14 protein-coding genes are annotated in these 19,245 nt (G+C 39.4%); 6 read left to right on the top strand and 8 right to left on the bottom strand.

What is annotated here, in order from left to right; genetic code table 11:
- Nucleotides 1-124 precede the first annotated feature (124 nt).
- The 4 genes from IL356_RS01360 (at nt 125) to IL356_RS01345 (ending at nt 7,908) form a co-directional block, all read left to right on the top strand.
- A complete protein-coding gene (locus IL356_RS01360; protein ID WP_121847577.1) occupies nt 125-3,262 on the top strand; it encodes a SusC/RagA family TonB-linked outer membrane protein in 3,138 nt (1,045 codons plus the stop codon).
- A gap of 35 nt (nt 3,263-3,297) precedes the next feature.
- Nucleotides 3,298-4,962: a RagB/SusD family nutrient uptake outer membrane protein gene (locus IL356_RS01355; RefSeq protein ID WP_121850583.1), complete on the top strand. Its 1,665-nt coding sequence runs from the start codon at nt 3,298-3,300 to the stop codon at nt 4,960-4,962.
- 156 nt (nt 4,963-5,118) lie between these two features.
- Nucleotides 5,119-6,507 carry a 3-keto-disaccharide hydrolase gene (locus IL356_RS01350; RefSeq protein WP_121847578.1) on the top strand — a complete coding sequence of 463 codons (1,389 nt, stop codon included), beginning with the start codon at nt 5,119-5,121 and terminating at the stop codon, nt 6,505-6,507.
- A 57-nt stretch (nt 6,508-6,564) separates the two neighbouring features.
- Nucleotides 6,565-7,908 (top strand): Gfo/Idh/MocA family protein, encoded by a 1,344-nt coding sequence (locus IL356_RS01345; protein ID WP_121847579.1) that lies wholly within the window; start codon nt 6,565-6,567, stop codon nt 7,906-7,908.
- Between the two features lie 44 nt (nt 7,909-7,952).
- Here the strand turns inward: IL356_RS01345 and IL356_RS01340 are convergent, their stop codons facing one another.
- The 8 genes from IL356_RS01340 to IL356_RS01310 all read right to left on the bottom strand — a co-directional run bounded on the left by IL356_RS01340 (nt 7,953) and on the right by IL356_RS01310 (nt 16,887).
- Entirely contained in the window at nt 7,953-8,858 is a 906-nt protein-coding gene (locus IL356_RS01340) for a GNAT family N-acetyltransferase (protein ID WP_121847580.1), read from the bottom strand.
- 114 nt (nt 8,859-8,972) lie between these two features.
- Nucleotides 8,973-9,932, bottom strand: coding sequence for a hypothetical protein (locus IL356_RS01335; protein WP_121847581.1), 960 nt, complete (start codon nt 9,930-9,932; stop codon nt 8,973-8,975).
- Nucleotides 9,933-9,935: 3 nt separating this feature from the next.
- Nucleotides 9,936-11,387 (bottom strand): MBOAT family O-acyltransferase, encoded by a 1,452-nt coding sequence (locus tag IL356_RS01330; protein ID WP_121847582.1) that lies wholly within the window; start codon nt 11,385-11,387, stop codon nt 9,936-9,938.
- Nucleotides 11,388-11,404: 17 nt separating this feature from the next.
- The gene (locus IL356_RS01325; protein ID WP_121847583.1) at nt 11,405-12,658 is read right to left on the bottom strand and encodes a GNAT family N-acetyltransferase; all 1,254 of its coding nucleotides are present in this window, start codon (nt 12,656-12,658) and stop codon (nt 11,405-11,407) included.
- Nucleotides 12,659-12,660: 2 nt separating this feature from the next.
- Complete coding sequence (locus IL356_RS01320) at nt 12,661-13,713, bottom strand: peptidoglycan bridge formation glycyltransferase FemA/FemB family protein (RefSeq protein WP_121847584.1); 1,053 nt, start codon at nt 13,711-13,713, stop codon at nt 12,661-12,663.
- A gap of 233 nt (nt 13,714-13,946) precedes the next feature.
- On the bottom strand, nt 13,947-14,078 hold the full coding sequence (locus IL356_RS20225) for a hypothetical protein (RefSeq protein WP_262688943.1): 132 nt from the start codon (nt 14,076-14,078) through the stop codon (nt 13,947-13,949).
- Between the two features lie 139 nt (nt 14,079-14,217).
- Nucleotides 14,218-15,543 (bottom strand): sugar porter family MFS transporter, encoded by a 1,326-nt coding sequence (locus tag IL356_RS01315; protein ID WP_121847585.1) that lies wholly within the window; start codon nt 15,541-15,543, stop codon nt 14,218-14,220.
- Between the two features lie 93 nt (nt 15,544-15,636).
- A complete protein-coding gene (locus IL356_RS01310; protein WP_121847586.1) occupies nt 15,637-16,887 on the bottom strand; it encodes a 3-deoxy-D-manno-octulosonic acid transferase in 1,251 nt (416 codons plus the stop codon).
- Between the two features lie 91 nt (nt 16,888-16,978).
- On the opposite strand from IL356_RS01310, the gene IL356_RS01305 reads away from it, so the two are divergent.
- Together IL356_RS01305 and galE are read left to right on the top strand one after the other, a co-directional pair.
- Entirely contained in the window at nt 16,979-18,133 is a 1,155-nt protein-coding gene (locus tag IL356_RS01305; RefSeq protein ID WP_121847587.1) for a DegT/DnrJ/EryC1/StrS family aminotransferase, read from the top strand.
- A 42-nt stretch (nt 18,134-18,175) separates the two neighbouring features.
- A complete protein-coding gene (galE, locus tag IL356_RS01300; protein WP_121847588.1) occupies nt 18,176-19,192 on the top strand; it encodes a UDP-glucose 4-epimerase GalE in 1,017 nt (338 codons plus the stop codon).
- Nucleotides 19,193-19,245: the final 53 nt, after the last annotated feature.

The following is a 19,245-nucleotide window of genomic DNA, read 5'->3' as shown; positions in this document are numbered from 1 at the left end:
CTAACAACTACAAAAATTGACACTATGAAATGAACTATCTAACTACACATTTTATGCCCAAAAAGGGCTAGATTGATTTCGATTTAAACTATTAAGTAACTAACAATTTTTAACTAACTACAACATGAAAAACACTACAAAATTTGTAGGTACAGGCTCTGTTGTGTTCAAATCACAGTTTTTGGGCGCATTCTTCATGATTTTACTTGTTGTACCTACCTTAGGTCATGCCAACGAAATTATCGTTGCTGATCGTATCCATGCTTTTGATGTTCCTTTTCAATCAACCGTTTCAGGTACGGTAACTGATGAGAATGGGGTTCCCTTGGCCGGGGCAAGTGTGGTGGTCAGAGGAACCACTAGGGGTACAACGACTGACTTTGATGGTAATTTCTCCATTCAAGCAGAAGGTAACGCTGTTTTGGGCGTAAGCTATATTGGCTACAAAACAGCACAAATTTCAATTAACAATCGATCTACTTTAAGTATAACCCTTGAAGAAGATTCGGCACTCTTAGATGAAGTGGTGGTGGTAGGTTATGGTACCCAAAAGAAGGGTGAAGTAACCGCTGCAATTGCATCCGTAGATGCCGAGCAAATTGGTATTGTGCAAACTTCAAGTACAATAGATGCGGTTAAGGGACAGATTTCAGGGGTTGATATTCAGGCCGGGGGCGGTCGCCCAGGTCAAACTTCTACTGTACGTATTAGGGGTAGAAGATCGGTAACGGCTTCTAACGATCCTTTATATGTAGTTGATGGAATTCCATTGATCGATGGCTCTGAATCAATGTCTGATATTAACCCACAAGACATTGCTTCTATGCAAGTCTTGAAAGATGCCGCAGCTACGGCCGTTTATGGGTCAAGAGGTGCTAACGGTGTTATATTGGTGACTACCAACCGTGGAAAGGTCGGTGAAACACAGGTAAGATATAGTAGCCAATATGGTATAACTTCGGCATCACGCCTTGTGGATATGATGAATGGTCCGGAGTATGCGGCTATGAAAAGGGAGGCCCGACGCTCTTCTTGGGATGGTACCATCCCAGCTGATACAGACGTTTTCTTCGATCCTATTGAATTAGAATCATTGGATCAAGGGCGGTCGACCGACTATTTAGATTTGGTACTTGGATCAGGTTATCAGACCAATCACCAATTAGGAGTTAGTGGAGGTTCAGAGAATACAACTTTCAACTCTTCTATAGGGTATTTCAAAGAGCAGGGTATTATTAGTAATATGGACTATGAGCGTTTCTCAGGAAGGTTGAATGTTGATCATCGTATCAATGATACTTTCAAAATCGGGGCGTCGTTTCTTATTGCACACTCTATTCAGAACTGGGGTTCTAATGCAACAATGGGTGAAGCCTTGGCAAACAACCCTTTAGGTGTGCCATTTGATGAAAATGGTGAGTTGCGATTTTTACCTACCAATGACGGTATTCGAACAAACCCTTTAAACGAATTGGTTGATGGTGCATTTGTTGATGAGAGAAAATGGACCCGTATTTTTGCTCCCATCTCATTAGATATAAACATTACCGAAGGGCTTCAATGGAAAACTCTTTTTGGGCCTGATATTCGTTTAGGTAGACGAGGTGAATTTAGAGGCAGCTTGACGAACGACAATCGTGGAGGTCCTGGAGATGCGGCTATCACTCACTCAGACAACTTTGCCTATACAATAGAGAACTTATTGACTTTTGATAAAGAGGTGTTTAGTGATCAAAATCTTAAAGTAACACTTCTTCAGAGTGTTCAAAGTTCACGTACAGAAATAGCTCAGGCTTCGACCACTGGTATACCTTATGAGTCCCAGAAATTTTTTAATCTAGGTTCTGCAGCCAACAGAAATGTAGCCTCAAGATTAACCGAATGGACCTTGGCTTCATTTATGGGGAGGTTGAATTATGATATTGGAGGTAAATACCTATTTCAAGCTTCGTTAAGGGCTGATGGGTCTTCAAGGTTGGCCGAAGGAAATAAATGGAATTACTTTCCTGGCGCCTCCATTGGATGGCGTATGTCAGAAGAGCAGTTCTTGGCCGATACTTCGGTATCACAATTGATGTTAAGGGCCTCTTACGGTGAAGTTGGAAATACCTCGGTTAACCCTTATCAAACAGCAGGAAGATTGGGTTCTATACCATATGCTTGGGGTGAAGATGGTGTTCTTGGCTTTGGCCTCTCTGAAATACCGAATACCAACTTGGGCTGGGAAGTTTCAAAAACGGTCGACGTTGGTCTTGATTTTGGTTTGTTCAATGGTCGCGTAAGCGGTACTGTGGATTGGTTTAGAACAAATACTGTAGATATTCTTTTAAATAGGAGCTTACCACCTACATCAGGTTATGGTAGCATTTTGCAGAATATAGGTTCTACACGTACCCAAGGTCTTGAATTTGCGGTCAGCACTAAGATTTTCGATAACCCGGACGCTTTTTCATGGAAATTAGACTTTAATATAGCCGGTTATCGTGAACAAATCACCGAGTTGGCCTTGAAGGATGAAAATGGTAATCCTATCGATGATGTGGGTAACTCTTGGTTTATCGGTGAGCCTATTCAAGTTTTTTATGACTACGAAAAGATAGGTATTTATCAATCGAACGAAGTCGATTTGGCCAATTCAATGGAGCAGAAGGTGCCAGGTGAAATAAAATTAAGAGACACAAATAATAATGGTGTCATTGATCCTGATGACCGAAAGATACTAGGTACTGATACCCCAGACTATTATGGTGGTTTGACCAATAGATTTTCGTACAAAGGGCTTGAACTTGGATTGTTCTTCTATTTCCGTCAGGGGCAAACAATTCAATCGGGATTCCATGCAGGGAACAATTCACTATTCGCAAGATATAATAATCTTGATGTGGACTATTGGACTATTGACAATCCTACAAATGCCAATCCAAGACCGAACGAAAACCAAGAAAGTCCGAGAAACGGTTCAACCTTGACTTATTTTGATGGTAGTTTCATCAAACTAAGAAATATATCGCTTTCATACGCTTTGCCAAATTCGGTTACCGATAAATTGGGTATGGATAGCTTGAAATTTACATTATCAGGACAGAATCTGTGGTTCATCACCGATTATGAAACATTTGATCCAGAGGTCGGAGAGTCCGACGATAATGCAGGCCCATTTAGAGTTGATCCTCCAGGTGAAGCCAACGGAGCAAGTTCTTTGGGGTCTGGTATTATTCCAAGTAATAAGATGTACTCTTTAACCTTAAGTGCTACATTCTAATCATGGAGACCATAAAAAAAAATAATATAGATATTATGAAAAGAACAATATATACAGTTTGGTTACTAGCTTTTGGCTTTGTAATCAGTGCGTGTGAGGACTATCTTGAAGAGGAGTTGGTGACAGACGTATCCGCTGCCTCGTATTATACAACTGAAGATGGTCTTAAAGATGCGGTTACCGCTACTTATGGTCTTTTGAAACCGTTTTACGGTCAAGAGATGGGTGCCGCCATGACCACTTTCGGTACAGACATCTGGACCAACGGTGCTGACGGGGGTCATAAATACTTTAATTTTTATGATACCAGTTTGAACTCGGCTTCCTCTTATATTCGCGACGCATGGAATACTTGGTATCGAGGTGTCAATCAGGCCAATGGTGTGATTAATCGGTCAGCTGATGTTGAGATGGATGAGGGTGAGAAAACAACTCTTTTGGCCGAAGTTCGATTTCTTAGGGCTCTTTATTACTTTAATATTGTGACCACTTACGGTGATGCGCACATAAGTTTAGAGGAAACCACAGATATTGAGGTTGAAGCCAATAAAACTTCTCAATCTGAAATCTACGCACAGGCTATAATACCAGATTTAGAGTTTGCGATTGCCAATTTAGGAGAAGAGCCTTTTAATGGTGATTATGGTAGGGCGACCAAACCCGCAGCAGAGTTTTTGTTAGCAAAAGTGTTACTTACCAGAAGTTACACCGGTTTTGCAGAAGGTAACGATGCAGCAAGGGCAGAAACCCTATTCGGCAATGTTATAAACAACTACGGTTTTTCTCTTTTAGATGATTATGCATCCTTATGGGATATAGCTAACCAAGAAAACAGTGAAGTTGTTTTCGCGGTACCGAATTCAAAAGCGCAGGTTGATAGTGATATAGATCCTTACGGTCATAGGTGGCACCTTTATTTTTTAATGGAGTATGATGTACGTAGGGGTATGACTAGGGATATTGCCAATGGTAGGCCATGGAAAAGGCACCGTCCAACAGAGTTTATGTTGTCTTTGTGGGATAGGGATATTGATTCAAGATATGACAAGTCTTTTAAACATGTTTTCTATGCCAACAAAGAAGAGCCAGCCACCGACGCGGTAGGAGATGAACCGGCAAGAGCACCTTTAGCTGTTGGCGACACCGCTATATTTATTCCTGGGCCAATGCGAAATGAACTTTGGCCACAATCGAGACAGGATCAAGTACCTTATATGGTGATTACAGATGATGAGTATTCTGAAAGGTTGTTTCCGCCAATGAACAAATGGATTGACGACACGAGACCTGACAGGCAAAAGGTGAACGGTCAAAGAGACTTTATCCTTATGAGATTAGGTGATGCCTATTTGCTGCGCGCGGAAGCTAGGTTGCAACAAAACAACGCCTCTGGAGCCGCAGCCGATATCAACGTTATTCGCACAAGGGCTGCTTGGCCGGGCCAAGAAGCAGCGCTTCAAGTTGCCGCTGGCGATGTTGACCTTGATTTTCTTTTAGATGAAAGGGCACGTGAACTAGCTGGTGAAGGTTATAGATGGTGGGATCTTACAAGAACCGGTACATTGGTCGATAGAGTTAAAGCGTATAACCCTCAAGGGGCGGCCAATATTCAAGATTATCATACGGTTAGGCCTATTCCTCAAGACCAGATTGATAGAACATTGGGAGGATATCCTCAGAATCCTGGGTATCCCCAATAATTATGTTGTTTGAGTTAGTCAAAAGCCAGCGTTTTTACGCTGGCTTTTTAGTTGCTAACGTTGTATTTCACACATTTTTCTTAAAAAAGGTATAGCGGCAAAAAGCTATATAAAAATTCATATCTTGAAGCAAAATCCAAAATACATATTAAAAAAATGAATATAATTAAATCAAGCAGAGCAAAAATTGTGAATGGCTTGGCACTTACAGCATTAATTCTTTTAGGTTCATGTGGTGAAACGGCTAAAGATGACACTCCATGGGTTGAGATTTTTGATGGGAAAACCTTCAATGGTTGGAGCCAGAAAGGAGGAAAAGCAAACTATGAAGTTCGTGACGGAATCATTGTAGGTAGTACGGTTCATGATACCCCTAATTCTTTCATGACTTCAGACAAAATGTATGGGGATTTTATTTTGGAACTTGATTATAAAGTAGATTCTACAATGAATTCTGGTATCCAAATAAGAAGTAATAGCTATCCGAATTACATGAACGGTAGAGTTCATGGGTACCAGATTGAAATCGACCCTTCAGAAAGGGCTTGGAGTGCCGGAATCTATGATGAGGCCAGAAGAGGTTGGCTCAACCCAATGACCGATAACCCTGAAGCACAAAAGGCCTTTAAACAGAACGATTGGAATCATTATCGTATCGAGGCAATAGGTGACACTTTGCAGACTTGGATCAACGGCGTGCCAGCCGCAAACTTAATTGATGATAAAACTGCTAGCGGCTTTATCGGATTACAGGTGCACAGTATTCGGAAGGAAAGTAAAGAGGGTACTGAAATAATGTGGAGAAATATTAAGATTTTGACCGATAGTCTTTCAAAATATAATAGACCGCACCCAGTAGAGCCCATTATTACGAAAAATAACTTGACCAAATCGGAAAAAGAAGGTGGTTGGGAAATGCTTTGGGATGGTAAGACAACCAATGGTTGGCGTGGTGCAAGATTGGATGAATTCCCTGATAAGGGGTGGAAGATTGAAGACGGTGTCTTAAGCGTACTTTCTTCGGGTGGCGCCGAATCTGCTGCTGGGGGTGATATTGTCACCAAAGAGCTATATGGTGATTTTGAGCTGAAGGTAGATTTTAAACTTACCGAGGGTGCCAATAGCGGTATTAAATATTATGTCAATACCGATATCAATAAAGGTCCTGGTTCTTCTATCGGATTGGAATATCAGATTTTAGACGACGATAAGCATCCTGATGCAAAAATGGGTAGGGACGGTAATCGCACGGTTTCTTCTCTTTATGATTTGATTACTGCTGATGAAAACAAGCCAATCAACCCAATTGGAGAATGGAATACTGCCCACATCATTTCTAAAGATAATCATGTTGAACACAGATTAAACGGAATTAAAGTATTGGAATACGAGCGTAAAAGTGCTGACTACCGAAAATTAGTCGCTGAAAGCAAGTATGAAAAATGGCCCAATTTTGGTGAGGCTGACAAAGGGCACATTTTGTTACAAGACCATGGTGACTTGGTGTCGTTCAAAAACATCAAAATTAAAGACTTGAGTAAATAAACTTTGCTTTCTGGTTGTGGTCAAACCATACCGGTTACTAAACTTAAACTAAAGAATATGAGTTCTAACAGAAGAAACTTTATCAAAAAAGCCTCGGTAGGTGCGGCGGGAATAGCCTTCAGTGGTAGTATAAATGCAATGTCGGCTTCGGAATATTCTCGGATTTTGGGAGCAAACGATAAAATCAACTGTGCCATCATAGGTGTGCGTAGCAGGGCAAAAGCACATATTAAGGCTATTCATACCGATTCGAATGCCAAAATTATCTATAGTTGCGATGTAGATGATAAGATTATTGAAGAACATAATGAATGGTGTAAAAAGAATATAGGGTATGTTCCGAAAGTCGAAAAAGACTTTAGAAAAGTTTTGGAAGACAAAAAGGTAGATGCCGTTTTTATTGCGACACCTGAACATTGGCATGCACCAATGGCCATTTTGGCCCTTCAGGCAGGTAAACACGTGTACGTTGAAAAGCCATGTAGCCATAACCCTTATGAGAATACTTTACTGGTAGAGGCACAAAAGAAATATGGTAAGAAGGTGCAAATGGGTAACCAGCAACGATCGGCCAAATCTTCGGCGCTGGCAGTAAAGGAAATCAATGAGGGTATTATAGGAGATGTCTTCAAGGGAGAAGCCTATTATTCCAACAACAGAGATTCTATTGGAACGGGTAAAAAAATTCCGGTACCTTCAACGCTGGATTGGGAAATGTGGCAAGGGCCAGCAATACGTGAAGATTACAGAGATAATATTCACCCTTATAACTGGCACTGGTTTAAAAATTGGGGTACTGGTGAGGTGCATAACAATGGTACCCATGAAATTGATATTTGTAGATGGGCATTAGGGGTTGATTTGCCCGATAGTGTAACCTCTTACGGAGGAAAGTACGCCTATGATGATGATTGGGAATTTGTAGATAACCAGCAGGTTACTTATAAGTTCGGGGATGATAAATTTATAACTTGGACAGGTCATAGTAGGGGTCTTATAATGCCTAATCAACCAGGTAGAGGTATTACCATTTATGGTAGCAAAGGTATCATCACTCTTAGTAGGGGAGGTTACCAACTATATGATTTGGGAGGGAACCAAATTAAAGATGTAAAGGAAGATGGAGACCAAAGCACCGGAACCAATACTAGGGGAGAAGGTGTTTTAGATGTCAACCACGTAAGCAATTTCTTTGCAGGAATTCGTGAGGATAAATCATTGAACTCCGACATTAAAGATGCCAGCATTACCACCATGCTTTGCCACTTGGGCAATATGGCTCAAGATGCCGGGGAAACCATAAAGATTGATACAACCACTGGTAAAGTCTTGAATAATGATAAAGTGATGAAAGACTGGTGGAAAAGAGAATACGCCTCAGGTTGGGAGCCAAAACTATAAGCAATTCTTTGTAATCTTAGCCTCTGATTTTTCAGGGGCTTTTTTTATGCTGAAGAAGCACCTTTCAAAAGGTACTTCAGTTTGTCAAGTCGAAAGCGCTTACCTAAGATATCTTTGTCTCTTAGGTGTTGTTTTACTCTAAGTTTATAGGCAGTTGTTATCATTTTACTCCATGAAATCAGATTATTTTTTCTGTAAAACAGATGAAAGTATAGATGATAAGGGTAGTTGCACCATTTGATTTTATAATCCGTAGTTCCCATTGATAAATCGATGGTCTTAACACCTATATTGAAGAATAGTTCCAGTCTTTTTAACATGCCTATATCGCCCATATTGTAGTCGGAATATGCAATATCATAGGTTTGAATATAACTGAAAACGGTATCCTCCAAATGAAAGTGAAGGGCAATGTTTATGGGCTGTTCCTTATTATAAATCACAAAAAGAGAGGCTCTCTTTTTAAGCAAAAGGGGGTATACTAGTTCTTGATAATAATGCCAATTATGTAAGTTGTTGTTGTGTACTCTTTTTTCGTCGAACCTCTTTTGAAGAAGAGCTGCGAACTGAGAAAAGAGCTTATCGTAGGCGGCCCTTTCCATTTTGCCATAAAAGAAACAGTACTCTATTTTGTTTTCAGCTTCCAGTTTTTTCTTTTTTGACCTAAGCTTTTTTCTATTGCGTGCACTTAGCTGTTTCAAAATGTAATCGTCTACACTTTTTGAAGCTGTAAGATCTATTAAGAAACCTTTATATTGGCGTATTTTTCTTCGAGAAATATTCTTGCTTAAGGGGGCTTCAGGCACATCTAAATACTCGGGAATATCCCAAACGGAGGTGAACCCTAAATCATCAAATCCGTCAAAATGGTTTGAATTTGCAAGAAGATTCGAGTTGGTAAGACTGTTATTTATGGGGGTATTATAGAATGGAGGTATCTTACCTTTCATGAAAAGGTCAAAGAAAAACCGGTATTTGATGTCAATAGCCAACTCGAAACGATAAATATGTATCTCTGGGGGAATTGGTCGTAAAAATTCGACATTCCTAAAGATAAAATTTATTTATCGTTCGGTAGTAAGGTAATCAGCTATGGTTTTGGCAATTATATCTCGACCATGTTCGTTCCAGTGATGGTCGTAAATTAAGGTCGTCGATTTTTTTGATGCCTTAAAATTGGGTGCAAAATCTAATACCTCAATATTTTCGGCTTTACAGTATCTTAAAAAGCTATCGGCCGTTTTTCTTGAGTCTAGCAGAATAACCGTTTTTTCTTTGTCGAAACCGTAAAGAGAAACTAGGCTTTTGAAATTGTTGAGTCGTTTTAATTCTTGTGCGTCTATTTCTTCTTGCGACAGCGTTACCTCGTTTTCTTGATAGCCGTTCTGGGGCTCTCTAAAAGCTTTGCCCTGAGCAAGTCTTTTAAAGGGTTCGAGAATACCAATTTTTGAACCGTAGGCCAAAAGTTTGATGTTATCACGAATCTTAAAAAGCGTGGAATTCAGCATTTTGATCCTCGCATAATTAGGGCTGTACTCTCCTCTTGAAAGGTCGCTTTCATAATTGAGGTAGATGATTATCTTATCAATTAATTCAAATTGATCTTTATAAGCGTGTATCAAATGCATTTGATTCGCCAAGTCATAGCCGGCATAACCATATTCATATACGCTAATATCTTTTGTTTGTTCTTCGACTTTCTCGCCGGTAGAAATGTAGTAATCTTGATGAAAGCCTTCTATAAATGAATCTCCTATTAAAGCTACTTCATAATCTTCCTCGGTGGGGTTGAATTCATTTTTGGAGTTAAAACCTTCTTCATTGATCCTGAACTCTGAAAAATTCTGATTTCTGTTTCCGGTCACGGCGTATCCTGAACTACCGGGCACACGCTTTTCTACACCATACTCATCAATGTATCTCGGTGGGTCTTCGGTGTACAGGTGTAAAAGCCTTACCAACCCTTCTAAGGTCAGTAAAATCAGAAATACGTATACCAAGCATTTTAATATAAACTTCTTCATCCCTTAGAATTGGAAATAAATAAACGATCTATTGACACCATCATCATAGAATAGCAACATAAGTAATATGAGAACAGAGTATACAAAAAACCTCACATATCTAGATTCAAACTTGAACGGGTTTCTCTCGTCTTTTCTAATTAGATATTCATAAAAGGTAAATAGGGCTATCAAAACATAAAAATCGATCATTCGGTAACCCATCGGATGAACGTAGGGAGCGTAACTGAAATCTTCGATAATCTTATTGATGTAGGCAAAAGAATCGGTTAAGGTGGGAGACCTGAAAAAGATTCTGGAGAAAGTGACCAAAGCAAAGGTCAATAATACCTGGCCAATTTCCTTTAGTGATGGTAACCAACTATTTTCTGCTATTACATTGTCGGCATAGATTCGGTTTCTGCCCATCAAGAATACGGGAATATAAAAAAGCGCATGCAACGCTCCCCAGAAAATAAAGGTCCAATTCGCACCGTGCCAAAAGCCACTAACCACGAAAATTATGGTAATATTTCTTATGGATAAAAGTTTGCCGACCCGATTACCACCCAAGGGAATATAAAGATAGTGTCTGAACCATGTCGATAACGAGATGTGCCAACGTTGCCAATATTCGGCCACGTTACGCGAGAAGTTAGGAAACTTAAAGTTCGACATAAGTTCGACCCCTAAAAGCTTGGCGGTTCCTAAGGCGATATCTGTATATCCGCTAAAATCGCCATACACCTGAAAACTAAAAAGACAAACACCCAAAATGAGCGTGGAAGCTGGGTAGTCGGCATAATTCTGGAATATGTCATCAACAATTGGGGCCAAAGCATCGGCAATCACCAGTTTTTTGAAGAAACCCCAAAGCATAAGTTTAATTCCGCTAGAGGCTTGGTCAAAATTGAAAATTCTTTTATTCGAAATCTGATGTAACAAATTGGAAGCCCTTTCAATGGGCCCAGCGACCAATTGGGGAAAGAAGGCTACGAATGCCGTAAATGCCACCAAATCATTGGTAGGTTTCAGCTTTTTGTAATAAATGTCAAATGAGTAAGACATTGTTTGAAAGGTGTAAAATGAAATACCCACGGGTAGAATGACCCTTAGCGTCCATGTACTTTTCATATCGTACCCAAAAATCGACCACATATCGATGAATGAGTCGACAAAAAAGTTGAAGTATTTGAAAAAACCTAAGAGACCCAAGTTAAAAGCCATGCTTACCCATAGCCAGTATCTTGCCTTTTTTTGATCTAGGTTTTTAAATATTTCTTGCCCCACATAAAAGTCTACCAGTGTACTGAGCATTATCAGTAAAAGAAAACGCCAATCCCACCAGCCATAAAAGATATAACTGGCTACTATAATCAAAATGTTTTGGGCCTTTAGGTTTTTTTTGAAAACCGTCCAATACAAGATGAATACCAGGGGTAGAAAGAATAGAAATTCTATTGAATTAAATAGCAATAGGGTAAGGTTTTAGGTTAGGCTTGTTGTTTTGACATTTGCACTCCTGTCTGTTTAAGATTGCCAACGAACAAATAGTCCATTTCATTATGTTCCACCTTAAATATTTTAAGGTTTTTCATGCATTCATTATTCAGATACAAAAATTCGAAAGCGATTGTCTTAAGGTAGTTGTTCTCTTGCTTTTCAAGGGTGATTAAATCAAGATTGTCAGTAGAGACCGTATTTTCAAGTTCGATAAAGGTATAGCCCGGAGTGCTTGGTTTATCCTTCTTTTGGTTCTTTAGACCATAGGTTAATTTGTGAAGTCTTTCGTTCAGGTTCTTTTCGCGCAAATTTTGTTTAAGGTCGAAAAATTTCTTGACGCTGTTGGCGGTTAGCTTTGATTTTATAGACTTCCTGTTGAAATAAATGTGATATTCGAAATCATAGGTTCTGGTAGCCCATCTTGTTTTATATTCGAAATGACCCTTAGAAAAATCGAATATTTTAAAGTTGTTTTCCAACCCCCATTCTATAAGTTTCATAATGGTTACGGAACCTAAATGAAACTTGGCATAATCGATGTCAAAAACCGTAATGGCATCGAAAATAATCTCCTTTGAAAAATAGTTGAGGGTTACCCCAATAGGTATGTTTTGGTCATAAATAACATAAAGCGCCGCTTTTTTATCTAAAAGTAGGGGGTAGGCGACTTCTTTGTAAAAGTTCCATTCAGTAGCATCAAGGTTATTATTGTATACTTCTTTATCGTCAAAACGTTTTTCCAGAAGATTTCTGAATGACTCGAATAGTTCATCGTACTCTTTCTTTTCAACATCGCCCCATACCATCTTATAACTAATGTCAAAACACTCTTCCAGCCTTCTCTTGTATTTGTTGAGTTTATAACGACTGCTTTTGCTAAAAGTTTTTTGCATAAACTGCTGAAAGTCTGTAAACGTATCGAGATCTATAAGATATCCAGGATATTGCTTACTACTTAAAAAACCGATTTGGTTCGATTCTGATTTTTCAACATTAAAATAGCTAGGAACGTCAAAAATCAGGTAGGTGTCATTGATTTCGTTGGGTCGGTTACCTAAGTTCACTTGGTAATCGATACCTTTTGTCAACGTACTTCCCATATTGTGCCACACGGGTAACGAAGGGTGCTTTGCAAAGGTAAGGGGTGCAAGAAATTCGGGTTTCTTTACCTTTCCATTTGTATAAAAATGTTTTTTCCAAACACCGCTGAAGGTGTCAGATAAAAAGGGATTGCCTTTAATCATGGTTAATTGGATATTTGGGGAAGTATTCTATACGCAGGAAAGTACTCTAGGTCTTTGTCTGTCATAGAATTGCGTAAACGCTTTAATTCTTGCTCTATCAGCTTGTCATAAATTTTTTGGTCGACAATGAACTTCCATAGTTTAAAAGGCATCAAATCTTTCGAAAAACTCGATTTAAAGGCCATAAGCGAATCTTCTCTATTTGCTCTACCTCCTCCGAGATTAAAGAATTTATAGTTCATGTCATTAGCTCGAAGGCGCATCTCGTCTATAATCAATTTAATTCCGCCCAAACTTAAATGCTCGGTTTTGGCCCCGGAAAGATGGTATTGTACGATGTCGTCGGTTAATATAAAAATGGCACCGGCAATTATTTCATCGGTCTCGTCAATTTTACAAAGCAACAACTCGGTTTCGTACTCAGAACTTAGCAAAAGTTTGTAAAAATACCGCTCATCGAAAAAGTAACTCTCATTGGCGTTCACTCGATCCATGTTTTCATGATAAATCGTAATGAATTCTTGAATATCATCCTCGGTAGTGCCCTTATATACAGAACAGGTCTTTCGAGCCTTGTTCAAATACGTTTTTAACCGACTACCATAATTTTGCCTTTGAATATCGATGGGTTGGGTGAGGTCAATATTGACCACAAAACCTGGATTGGTTATTTCGCCAAGTCCCTCTAGAACTTCGTCTTGATGTTCTATAAAAGGATGCAATCTGGAAAAAATAGTAATGATATGGTTTTGCATTAAAAAAGCAATCAACTCTTCTTTGAATTTTTTATTGTTAAAAGAAGGTTTCAGTTTCATCACCAGCGGGCCAGCGTAGCCATAAACGGAGGTAGCATCTTTATAAGGCGTACCAATGATCGGTCTTACCAATAAGGGTAAGGCTACCAAGCCTTGCGGTTCTTCGTAAGAAATAAGAATTGGTTCCTCATCCTGCTTTCTAGAAAGCTCGTGGTAAGAATAAGTATGGTAAAAATCGTGATGTGGAAAGGTGTTGATACATCTTTTCCATTCTTTTTTCTCCCTAATAACCTGTATCATTCCAGATTTTACTTGTTCTTCTAATGTTGTGTCAAAAATACAGTTCAAACGTAAAGAATTTCTTAAAAACGAAAACGTTTAGTAAAATGTTTTAGTTAAAAATTTAGTTTAAAAGTTGATTTAGACGTTTACTGAAATCTTACCCAATAAAAAAGCCCCTGATTTATGGGGCCCAATTATAAATTATTTGAAATAAGATTAAGAAATAATGTTGGCTGTGATTTCAGCTTTTGTTAATCAAAAATGCCAATAATGTCTAAAATAAGAGCGACAGGAATAGCGGCAAGAATAAAAACCAAGCAGCCGACCATAATTCTCAGAAAGAGATTAAGCATTTTAACTCCGATGGGTAGTTCTTGTTCCATAATAGTTGATGTTTACTTAAAGTTAACAAATATTATGTTACAAAACTGTTTTTGAGGAAGTTATTTGTTTACGCCCTGGGTCCTTGTGAATCGTAAAAACGTTTTTTAGTCGATTTTAAAATTAAGGAAGGTTTCTTTTTTAGGGCTTTTTCCCACTTAGTGTTTTGCTTAGCTCCTCTAAAGAAACACCCTTGGTTTCGGGCATCATGAATTTGACAAATAACAATTGCAACACCATCATGAATGCAAAAAAGGCGAATACCGGTCCTGGTCCGACCTTTGTAAAGAGAAAAGGAACCATCGAGGGTATGATTGCCGCTAGTACCCAATGGGTAGAACTGCCAAAAGACTGACCAGCACCTCTTAAATGATTAGGGAAAACTTCTGAAATAAATACCCAAATAACAGAGCCTTGACCAATAGCGTGCGAGGCGATGAATATAAACAGGAAGATAGGCACGGCCATTCCTTGCCATTCTAGAATGAAAGCTGCTGCAACTAAAGATAATGATATAATATAGCCTGCAGACCCAATGTACATCAATTGCCTTCTTCCCAACTTGTCGATCAAGAAGATACCGACCAACGTAAAGATTAAATTGGTGATGCCTATACCGATGCTGCTAAGAAGTGCAGTGCTTTCGCCAAGGCCTGCTGCCTCAAAAATTCGCGGTGCATAATAGAGAAAGGCATTAATACCCGAAAACTGATTGAAAAAGGCTATTAAGAATGCCAATATCAGTGGAAAGCGATATTTCGACATAAAAATACTTTCAGAGGCCTTCTCTTTGCCTATGTCGTCGGCCATTTCTTCCTTGATGGTTTCCAGTGTCAGTTCCGGACTTACTGAATTTAAAATCTCTCTTGCCTCGGCATCTCTGTTTTTGGTTAGCAGCCATCTAGGGCTTTTTGGTACCGTAATAACAAACAAAGTATAGATTATTGCCGGAAAGGCTTCTACGCCGACCATCCATCGCCAATCGTTCTCACCTACATTGCTCAAAGCAGCATTGGAGACAAAGGCAAGTAGTATACCCAATACCAGCATGAATTGATAAAAGCCTACAAGTCTGCCTCGGTCTTTTGCGGGGGCAATTTCAGAGATATATGCAGGTGCTGCGACCGTTGAAGCCCCAACGCCCAAACCGCCAATGAAACGAGCTACGGCAAAGGTGTAAGGGTCATTGGCAAAGGCCGAACCGATGGCCGAGACGGAATAAAGAATACCAATCCAAATCAAGGTGTTCTTGCGACCTATTTTGTTGGTCGGTATGCCGCCGAAAATAGCTCCGATAACCGTACCCCACAAGGCCATACCAATGACCACCGAGCCATGAAAAGCATCGGAAGAGTTCCATAAAAGTTGAAGTTTTTTTTCAGCACCTGAGATGACAACGGTGTCAAAGCCGAATAAAAAGCCGGCCAAGGCAGCTATAAGGGAAATCCTTAAAATTTTAGAATTCATAGTTAAGTTTTGTTGGTGGCAATAAAGCTAACAAAAAAATAACAGTGAAATTAAGAATTTGATAGTGTAGCCTTCCTATAAAGAAAATCCGCTTTATCGATTATCAGAAGATAGTTGGGAGGAGATATAATTCATTATTTGATGACTAGCTCCTTTATTTTTAGAGATGTAATTTGAATTAATGGCCCCAGTTCTAAGTCGATACTCGTTGTTTTCCAAAAGTTTTTTCATGGTTTCCCCGAATGTCCATTTGTCGTTTATGGTAAGAATTCCTTTTTGGGCGACTAGGTCTTCCGCCTCGTTGAAACCCTTAAAATGAGGGCCAATAATTACCGGAATGCCAAACACAGCTGGTTCGAGAGTATTATGAAGGCCTGTGGCAAATCCTCCCCCCACATAGGCAATATCGGCATAGCTGTAAATTTTGGTAAGTAAGCCAATATGGTCGACAATAAGAACCTCGTAGTCGCCAAGATTGTTGTTTTCCATTTTAGAGTAGAGGATGGTTTTCTTTGAAAGAGCTCCCGCCAAGCCTAAAATTTTATCGCTTTTGATGGTATGTGGTGCTAATACATACTTAATATTTCTAGGGGTGTGGTTGATATAATCAATAATGATGTTTTCGTCTTCGGGCCATGTGCTGCCTGCTATGAAACATAACTTGTCCTTTTTAAATGATTTCATAAAATCGAGCGAGTTGTCGCGTTCTAAAATTTCGGAAACCCTATCAAGGCGCGTATCCCCGCTCACTGTGCAGTTGCTGATGCCGATGCTTTTTAGTAATTCTTTTGAGGCAGGGTCTTGAACAAAATAGTGTGAGAAGCTTTTGAGGGCTTTTCTCATGAATGAGCCATGGGATTTAAAATAAATCTGATTTTCATTGAAGATGGCAGAAATTAAAATGGAAGGAACCTGATGGTCTCGCAGAATTTTCAGGTAATTCGGCCATATTTCATATTTGACAAAAATTGCCAGTCGGGGGTTCACTTTTTTTATGAAAGAGGATGCTTTTTCATTTGTGTCTATTGGTAAATAACAAATGACATCTGCAACTGATGAATTTTTTTTGACCTCGTAACCTGAGGGGGAGAAGAACGTAACCACAACTTTGTGATCGGGGTGGTCACTTTTTATTTTTTCAATTATGGGTAGGCCTTGCTCGAACTCTCCGAGTGACGCGACATGAATCCAGATATTCTTGTCATTTGGGCCAAGCTTATTTTCCAGAATGGTCGAGGTGTTCTTTCTTCCCTCAACAAATAATTTGATTTTAGGGTTGAAAAGGGCAACAATCTTCAGAAAGTGCCAAGACAGTTGGGCGAATACATTATAGATAAAATGCACAGGTCTATATTTTAGGCTAAATTACATTTCTTGTAAGAATTTGTTAGTTCTTGGTTTCGTATTTTTGTGGCTGCATTCATAATAGGTTTACATGAAGAAAATACAAATGGTCGACCTCGGAGGTCAGTATCAAGGCATAAAAGATCAGATTAATCAATCTATAGAGACGATTCTAGAAACTTCGGCTTTTATCAACGGGCCTGATGTGCATGCCTTTTCGAGGGAGTTGGAAGATTATTTGGGCGTGAAACATGTTATACCTTGTGCCAATGGTACCGATGCTTTACAGATTGCTATGATGGGTCTTGGGCTCAAACCTGGTGATGAGGTGATTACTGCCGATTTTACTTTTGCGGCGACCGTTGAGGTAATAGCCTTGCTGCAGTTGACTCCCGTGCTAGTCGATGTTTACCCGGATACTTTCAATATTGATGTAGAGGCCATAGAAAGGGCCATTACTCCAAAAACAAAGGCTATTGTTCCCGTTCATCTTTTCGGTCAATGCGCTAATATGGATGCCATCATGGGGTTGGCCAAAAAACATAATCTTTTGGTCATCGAAGATAATGCCCAAGCCATTGGTGCCGATTATATTTTTGACAATGGAGATAAGCAAAAGGCAGGTACGATTGGTCATGTTGGGGCTACCTCCTTTTTCCCATCAAAGAATCTGGGAGCTTATGGCGATGGGGGCGCTATTTTTACAAACGATGATGATTTGGCGCATACTTTAAGAGGTATTGTCAATCATGGTATGTACGAGAGATATCATCATGATGTGGTCGGTGTCAACTCGCGTTTAGATTCTATTCAGGCGGCGGTTTTGAGAGCGAAACTACCCCATTTAGATGCATATTGTTCAAGGCGGAGAAATGCCGCCGAAAAATATTCCCAAGCCTTTAATGGTGTCAATGATGTGATTGTTCCTCAAGTGGTTTCTAAATGTGACTGCGAACTAGGTTCGTGCAGTTGCCATGTTTTTCATCAATACACTTTGAGAATTACAAATGGCAAACGCGATGCATTGGCGGCTCACCTTTCCGAAAAGGGAATTCCTTTTGGTATTTACTATCCTATACCTTTGCATAAGCAAAAGGCTTATATAGACGAGAGATACAATAAAGGTGATTTTAAGGTCACCAACCAATTGGTCGATGAAGTCATTTCTTTACCGATGCATACCGAACTAGATGACGAACAAATTGAATACATTGTCCAAACAATCATAAAGTTTCTAAGTAAATAATATACATTTCCTCAAAAAATAGCTTCGCCAAATAATACTCATATGAAAATACTTGTTACCGGGGGATTAGGTTTTATTGGATCCCATACCGTCGTAGAATTACAAAACGATGGTTTTGATGTCGTGATTATTGATGACTGTTCCAATTCTTCCGAAGATGTTCTTAAAGGAATAACCGATATTACCGGTAAGAAGCCTTTGTTCGAAAAAATTGATTTAAAGGAAAAAGAGAAGGTAGAAGACTTTTTTAAACGGCATGAAGATATTGGAGGGGTCATTCATTTTGCCGCATCGAAGGCCGTTGGGGAAAGTGTTGAGAAACCTCTTTTGTATTATGAAAACAATATAGGTACGTTGGTTTATCTGCTGAAAGAGCTTTCTAAAAAGAACAATTCGAATTTTATTTTTAGTTCTTCCTGTACCGTTTATGGTCAGGCTGATCAAATGCCAATTACGGAAGATGCACCCGTTAAAGCGGCCGAATCGCCGTATGGCAATACCAAACAGATAGGTGAAGAGATTATTAGTGAAACATGTAAAGTAACACCTGAATTAAATGCAATAGCCCTTCGCTATTTTAATCCTATGGGTGCGCACCCTAGTGCTAAAATCGGAGAACTTCCCATGGGGGTCCCCCAAAATTTAGTTCCTTTTATTACGCAAACCGGGGTTGGAATCAGAAAAGAGCTTTCGGTTTTTGGAGATGATTATCCAACGGAAGACGGCACCTGCGTTCGTGATTATATATATGTAGTCGATTTGGCCAAAGCGCACGTTCAAGCCTTGAAAAGATTGTTGAACAAGAAGAACGAAAAGAATTACGAGGTGTTCAATCTAGGTACGGGCAAAGGTAGTTCTGTTCTTGAGGTGATTCATAGTTTTGAAAGGGTTTCGGGCGAAAAGCTCAATTATAAGATTGTGGGTCGTAGACCGGGAGATATTACCGAAGCCTACGCCGATACCAAAAAAGCGAACGAGGTTCTGGGATGGAAAGCTCAATATTCTTTAGATCAGGCCATGAAGTCGGCTTGGGACTGGGAACAAAAAATTAGGTCTTAAGTCCACCTTATTATCTTTGGTCAAAATCTTACGGCTTTTGTTAAAAACCGTAT

Source organism: Euzebyella marina (genome assembly GCF_014855515.1).
Classification (GTDB): Bacteria; Bacteroidota; Bacteroidia; order Flavobacteriales; family Flavobacteriaceae; genus Euzebyella; species Euzebyella marina.
This window is presented reverse-complemented; position numbering and strand designations above follow the sequence as displayed.